This is a genomic window from Frankia nepalensis (assembly GCF_016786325.1).
GTDB classification, from domain to species: Bacteria; Actinomycetota; Actinomycetes; order Frankiales; family Frankiaceae; genus Pseudofrankia; species Pseudofrankia nepalensis.
On the sequence record NZ_JADWYU010000293.1, the window covers coordinates 1 to 4251 of the forward strand.

At 72.3% G+C, this 4251-nt stretch carries 3 protein-coding genes and 1 pseudogene; all 4 read left to right on the top strand.

Going from position 1 to position 4251, the window contains the following annotated elements:
- Positions 1–561: pseudogene (locus I6A81_RS40550) on the top strand (gfo/Idh/MocA family oxidoreductase); the annotation flags it as partial.
- Positions 558–1622: an SDR family NAD(P)-dependent oxidoreductase gene (locus I6A81_RS40555; protein ID WP_203007987.1), complete on the top strand. Its 1065-nt coding sequence runs from the start codon at positions 558–560 to the stop codon at positions 1620–1622. The pseudogene I6A81_RS40550 and the gene I6A81_RS40555, both read left to right, overlap by 4 nt.
- 109 nt (positions 1623–1731) lie before the next feature.
- Complete coding sequence (locus I6A81_RS40560; RefSeq protein ID WP_238431115.1) at positions 1732–2859, top strand: DegT/DnrJ/EryC1/StrS family aminotransferase; 1128 nt, start codon at positions 1732–1734, stop codon at positions 2857–2859.
- Positions 2856–4100: a glycosyltransferase family 4 protein gene (locus I6A81_RS40565; RefSeq protein WP_203007991.1), complete on the top strand. Its 1245-nt coding sequence runs from the start codon at positions 2856–2858 to the stop codon at positions 4098–4100. Before I6A81_RS40560 ends, I6A81_RS40565 begins: the two co-directional genes overlap by 4 nt.
- Positions 4101–4251: the final 151 nt, after the last annotated feature.

The following is a 4251-nucleotide window of genomic DNA, read 5'->3' on the forward strand; positions in this document are numbered from 1 at the left end:
GTGATCCTGCCCGAAGGGGTGGTGCCCGAGTCCGTCGCCGCGCACGGCGCGGACCCGATCGGCGCCGGCCGGGCGTGCGTCGCCTACCTGGCGATGAGGCTGTCGTCCGGCGCGATCGCGCACAGCCACGTCAACTGGCTGTCCCCGACGAAGGTGCGCACCACCATCGTGGGCGGTTCGCGGCGCACGCTGATCTGGGACGACCTCAACCCGTCCCAGCGGCTGTCCCTGTACGACCGCGGCGTGGAGCTGGCCGACGCCGCAAGCCTGGCAACCGAGACCCGACAGAACGTCATGATCTCCTATCGGACGGGGGACATGGTCGCCCCCGCGCTGCGGGAACGCGAGGCGCTCGCCGAGGTGATGGCCGAGTGGGCCGCCGCCATCAATGAGCGGCGGGCTCCGCTGACCAGCGGTGACGCCGGCCTGCGGATCCTCACGGTGCTCGAGGCGGCGTCGCGCAGCCTCACCCAGCAAGGCGCCGTCCAGCCCCTCACGGCGGCCCAGCCCTTCGTGCCGGCCCAGCAGACACCGGCCCAGCGGCTGGCGGGAACGCGATGAGCGCCGACGAGGAGGCCGCCGGCACGGGTGTCGAGGCCGGCGGGGCGGGTGTCGAAGCCGGCGGCACGGGTGTCGAGCTCGGCGGGGCGCGCTGTCTGGTCACCGGTGGTGCCGGCACGATCGGCTCCGCCGTCTGTGACCAGCTGCTCGCCGCGGGCGCGGCGGAGGTCGTCGTGATCGACAACCTGGTCCGCGGCCGGCGCGTCAACCTCACCGACGCGTCCGGCACCGGGCGGCTGCGGCTGGTCGAGGGAGACATCCGCGACCGGGCGCTGCTCGCCGAGCTCATGCCCGGCACCGACGTGCTGTTCCACCTGGCCGCCATCCGGATCACCCAGTGCGCCGAACAGCCCCGCCTCGCCCTCCAGGTACTCGTCGACGCCACCTTCGACGTACTGGAAGCGGCGGTCACCGCCCGGGTCGGCAAGGTCATCGCCTCCTCGTCGGCGTCGGTGTACGGCCAGGCCTCGACGTTCCCCACCACCGAAGACCACCACCCGTACGCCAACCGGACCTTCTACGGCGCGGCCAAGGCCTTCAACGAAGCCATGCTGCGCAGCTTCCACGCCATGCACGGACTCGACTACGTCGCCCTGCGCTACTTCAACGTCTACGGCCCCCGGATGGACGTCCACGGCCTCTACACCGAGGTCCTCGTCCGCTGGATGGAACGCATCGCCACCGGCCAACCACCCCTGATCTTCGGCGACGGCCACCAGACCATGGACTTCGTCTACACCGACGACATCGCCCGCGCGAACCTGCTCGCCGCCCGCGCCGGCGTCACCGACCGGGTCTACAACATCGCGAGCGGGGTGGAGACCTCGCTGCTGGAGCTCGCCGAGGCGCTGCTCGGCGTGATGGGACGCCCCGACCTCGGAATCGAGTTCGGCCCCGAACGCAAAGCCGTCGAGGTCGGCCGCCGCCTCGCCGACACCACCGCGGCCACCACGGACCTGGGCTTCAAAGCCGAGATCGACCTCACCGTCGGGCTGCGCCGGCTGGTCGACTGGTGGCGCGCCGAGCAGGAACAGACGGCCCCGGCGGGTGGAACGGCCTGATCACGCGCTCTGCCCGGGGCGGCCGCGCGGTCGTCGCCGGCGTGGCCCAGTCCGGCCCTGAGCCCTCGGATTCCGAAAGGAACAGTCTGTCGTGACGACCATCCCGGTGATGAAGCCATGGCTCGGCGAGGAGGAGGCGGCGGCCGCCGCGGAGGCCGTGCGCTCCGGCTGGGTCGCGCAAGGCCCGCGAGTAGCCCGGTTCGAGCAGGCCTTCGCCGCCCACGCCGGCACCGGCCACGGAGTGGCCACCTCGTCGTGCACCACCGCCCTGCAACTCGGCCTGCTGCTGCTCGGCATCGGCCCCGGCGACGACGTCGTCGTACCCTCACTGTCCTTCATCGCCACCGCCAACGTCGTCCGCCACGTCGGCGCCACCCCCGTGTTCGCCGACGTCGACCCACAGACCGCCAACCTGACCGCCAAGACCGTCGAAGCCGTCGTCACACCCGCGACCCGCGCCGTCATCGCCGTGCACCAGGCCGGCATGCCGGCCGACACCGACGAACTGCGGACGCTGTGCACCGGCCGCGGACTGGCCGTGCTCGAGGACGCCGCGTGCGCGGCGGGCTCCACCTACCGCGACGCCCCCGTCGGCGCCGCCGCGGAACTCGCCGCCTGGTCGTTCCACCCCCGCAAACTGCTGACCACCGGCGAGGGCGGCATGCTCACCCTCACCGACCCCGACCTCGCCGACCGCGCCCGCCGGCTACGCGAACACGGCATGAACATCAGCGCCGCCACCCGGCACACCACCCGCCAACCCGTCCTCGAGTCCTACCTCGAGACCGGCTGGAACATGCGGATGACCGACATCCAGGCCGCGATCGGCCTCATCCAGCTCGCGAAACTCGACACGATGGTCACCCGGCGCCGCGAACTGGCCGCCGGCTACCGGCAGCGACTCGCGGACCTGCCCGGGCTGTACGCCGTCACCGACCCACCCCACGGACAGACCAACTACCAGTCCTTCTGGATACGCCTGCCCGACGACTTCCCGATGTCCCGCAACGAACTGCTCGCCTTCCTCGCCGAACGCGGCATCTCCGCCCGGCGCGGAATCATGGCCACGCACCTGGAGCCCGCCTACCGCGGCCACCCCCACGGCGACCTCACCGTCACCGAGGCACTCACCGCACAAACCCTCATCCTGCCCCTGTTCCACACCATGACCGAAGCCGAGCAGGACCACGTCGCCGCGGCGCTGCGCGAGGCCGCGCAGGGCGGAGCCACGCGATGAGGATCGTCGTCTATCCGTACCACCTCGAAATAGGCGGTAGCCAGCTCAACGCCATCGAGCTGGCCGCGGCCGTGCGCGATCTCGATCACGAGGTGACCGTCTTCGGCCAACCAGGCGAACTGTGCGAACTCATCGACAGCCTCGGGCTGCCCTTCGTCGGATCTCCCCGGGTCGGGAAGCGCCCGACCCCGTCAGTCATGTCCGCCCTGTGCCGGCTGGCCCGCGACCGGTCGGTGGACCTGGTGCACGGCTACGAGTGGCCACCGATCCTGGAAGCCGCCTACGGCCCCGGCCTACGGCTCGGCACCGCCACCTACGCCACCGTCATGTCGATGGCGCTCGTCCCCTTCCTCCCCCGCCAGGTCCCGCTGGTGGTCGGCACCGAACAGATCCGCCGGACCGCGCTCGCCCGCCAGCACCCCGGCGGCGCGCCGGTCGACCTGATCGAACCGCCGGTGGACACCCGCGCGAACGCGCCGGACGCGCTCACGCCAGACGCCGCCGAGAAGTTCCGCGCCACCGCGGGACTGCGCCCGCGAGACCTGAACATCGTCGTCATCTGCCGGCTCGCCGACGAGCTGAAGCTGGAGGGCCTGCTCACCGCGATCGACGTGGTGGGCCAGCTCGCCCGCCAACTCCCCACACCGATGCGCCTCGTCATCGTCGGCGACGGCCCGGCCAGAGCAGCCGTCGAACAGCGCGCCGCCACGGCGAACGCCTGGCTCGAGACCCCACCCGTGGTACTCACCGGCGCGCTGCTCGACCCCAGGCCCGCCTACGAGACCGCCGACATCATGCTCGGCATGGGCGGCTCGGCGCTACGCGCCCTCGCGTTCGCCAAGCCACTGGTGGTCCAGGGCGAGCTCGGCTTCTGGGAGACGCTCACCCCGGACAACGTCGAGCAGTTCCTGGATGGCGGCTGGTACGGCCTCGGCGACGGCGCCGCCACCGGCGCCGCCCGGCTCGAGGCCGCGCTGCGCCCACTGCTGGCCGACGCCGACCTGCGCGCCCGGCTGGGCCGGTACGGCCGCGAACTGGTCGAAGCGCGGTTCTCCCTGACGCACGCCGCCGAGACCCAGCTGGCGCTCTACCAGCGGGCGCTGCGCGACCCGCGGCCCCGGGACCTGGCGGGGCTCGTCCGCGGCGCCGGCGACATGACTCGCTTCCGGCTCGCCCGCCGCTACCGGCAGATGCGGGGAACCGCCGTCGCCGACCACCTCGCCTCTCCCAGGCCGCGATGAGCACTCGGACCTCGGTGACCGCGGGAGCCCTCCCGGCTGCACACCCCGAAGAAAGGACACCACGGTGAACACCGTCCCGCTGGTCGACCTCGCGGCCCAGTACGTCGAGATCGCCGACGAGGTGCGCCACGGCCTGGACGAGGTCTTCGCG

What these genes read in the sequence shown, in the direction of transcription:
- I6A81_RS40555 (WP_203007987.1), top strand. Translation starts at nt 558, where the DNA reads ATGAGCGCCGACGAGGAGGCCGCCGGCACGGGTGTCGAGGCCGGCGGG.
- I6A81_RS40560 (WP_238431115.1), top strand. Translation starts at nt 1,732, where the DNA reads ATGAAGCCATGGCTCGGCGAGGAGGAGGCGGCGGCCGCCGCGGAGGCC.
- I6A81_RS40565 (WP_203007991.1), top strand. Translation starts at nt 2,856, where the DNA reads ATGAGGATCGTCGTCTATCCGTACCACCTCGAAATAGGCGGTAGCCAG.